Here is a 1752-nt window from a genome sequence, read left to right on the forward strand (position 1 = left end):
GCGTGGGAACGCGGAAGCTCCGCGCCGCGGAGTGTCACGCAGGCGGGTCGCTCCGGCGGCCAGATCCCTCGCTTCGCTCGGGATAAGGTTGCAGGACGCTGGAGCGTGGGAGCCAGACAAAAAGTCATTTCGAACCACAGAGAACACAGAGAACACAGAGAAAGGAATCGGCCAATTCTCTGTGTCCTCTGTGGTTTAAATTTCACAGACTGGCAACTGACGCTACCGTTTTTGCGACACCCTCCCGCCGGGAGAGAGCTTGCCCCGAGGACCGTAGGGCGGGAAAGCGCAGCGCATCCCGCCGCCTCCGTCTACTGCGGTGTTGGATTGATGCGCTATTCTTCGTGGCTTTGTGGCTTGGTGTGAGTAAAGACAAACATCACACAAAGCCACAAAGCCACAAAGGGGCACTCAGAGGGCCGTAGGATGCGGTGAGCGCGGTAGGTCTTACAGGATGGCACCACGCGGGGGCGCGAACCGCATCGATGGACGCCCGCAACGAACCGCATCAACCCCCGTAAAGGCACCTTGAAAAATAGGTATTTTCAGCGATCAGGCGGCTCTAACCCATTAGATTATTCAAACATGCCGTTGACGAAAAAGGTGCCCGTCATCGAATCCCGAAAGCGCGTGCGCAATGTCGGGCATGGGCTATCCGGCGATGCGGTTCGCGCTGGCCGTCAATGCCATCCATGAGGCGGTATACCACGCTCACCGCATCCTACCGGCTTTGCCCAACCTACGGCGCTTCAGGACAGCACTCACGCAGGCAACATTGGGCGCATAGTGGTCGGGTAGGGCGGCATATGGTCTTGCCGTGTCGCACGATGAGGGCGTGGTACTCGTTGAACAAGGGAACGTCCTTGCCGAGGGCTGTCTCGAAACCCTGGCGGATGGCCTCATAGCCTGGGTTCCCGGTCAGTACACCGAGCCGCTCGAAGATGCGGCGGGTGTAGGCGTCCACGACGAAGACCGGACGCTCGAAGGCATAGAGCAGCATATCGTCCGCCGTTTCGGGGCCGATGCCGTGGATGTCCAGCAGCCAGCGGCGCAGTTCTTCGGTTGCCAAGGCCCACAAGCCGTCCAACCCGCCCGCCTCCAGATAGGCGCGGCAGAAATTCCGCAGCCGCTTGGATTTGACGTTGAAGTAACCGACCGGCCGCAGGCATTCGGCCAGCTCGTCACCCGGCAGGGAGAGGATCGCTTGGGCCTGGAGTGGGATGCGGTCGCACAGCCGTTCCAGGCCCCGCTCCACATTGGTCCAGGCGGTGTTCTGGGTGAGGATGGCGCCGACCATGACCTCGAACGGCGAGTCGCCCGGCCACCAGTGTTGAGGACCATACTGCGCCAGCAACGACCGGTAGACCCTGTGTAGCCGCTCGGCGTCGAGCGCCGGCATCCGTTCCGGGCCAGGGTGAGCGCCGGTAATTTTCTTTTCGATCAAGGTTCCTGATACCAGGGTGACGGGGGCGGCGGTAGGCACAGCCCACCCGACAAGGCCATGTTTTCGGGAAGATTCACGCTCGTTCCCAGGCTCCAGCGTGGGAATGCAGTTGTGGCCACTCCAGCGGCCAAGGTTTCATGACGCGGATGTTGGGCTCGCCGCCATCCAAAGATGCGGTTGCCTGTCTTGTCCCTGTTGTCTCTGAGGCAGTAGGCAAGCGCTCACCGCACTATCGATGCGGTTCGCGCCGGTCGCTCCGCGCCCGGCGCTCACCACATCCTACCGGCTTTGCCCAACCTACGGGCTGT

General features: G+C 61.6%; 1 protein-coding gene. It reads right to left on the reverse strand.

What is annotated here, in order from left to right:
* Nucleotides 1-739: 739 nt before the first annotated feature.
* Nucleotides 740-1399 carry an endonuclease III domain-containing protein gene (locus BQ17_RS07355; protein ID WP_089725715.1) on the reverse strand — a complete coding sequence of 220 codons (660 nt, stop codon included), beginning with the start codon at nucleotides 1397-1399 and terminating at the stop codon, nucleotides 740-742.
* Nucleotides 1400-1752: the final 353 nt, after the last annotated feature.

Source organism: Candidatus Thiosymbion oneisti, assembly GCF_900092655.1.
In the GTDB taxonomy this organism is placed as follows: domain Bacteria; phylum Pseudomonadota; class Gammaproteobacteria; order Chromatiales; family Chromatiaceae; genus Thiosymbion; species Thiosymbion oneisti.

What these genes read in the sequence shown, in the direction of transcription:
- BQ17_RS07355 (WP_089725715.1), bottom strand. Translation starts at nt 1,399, where the DNA reads ATGCCGGCGCTCGACGCCGAGCGGCTACACAGGGTCTACCGGTCGTTG.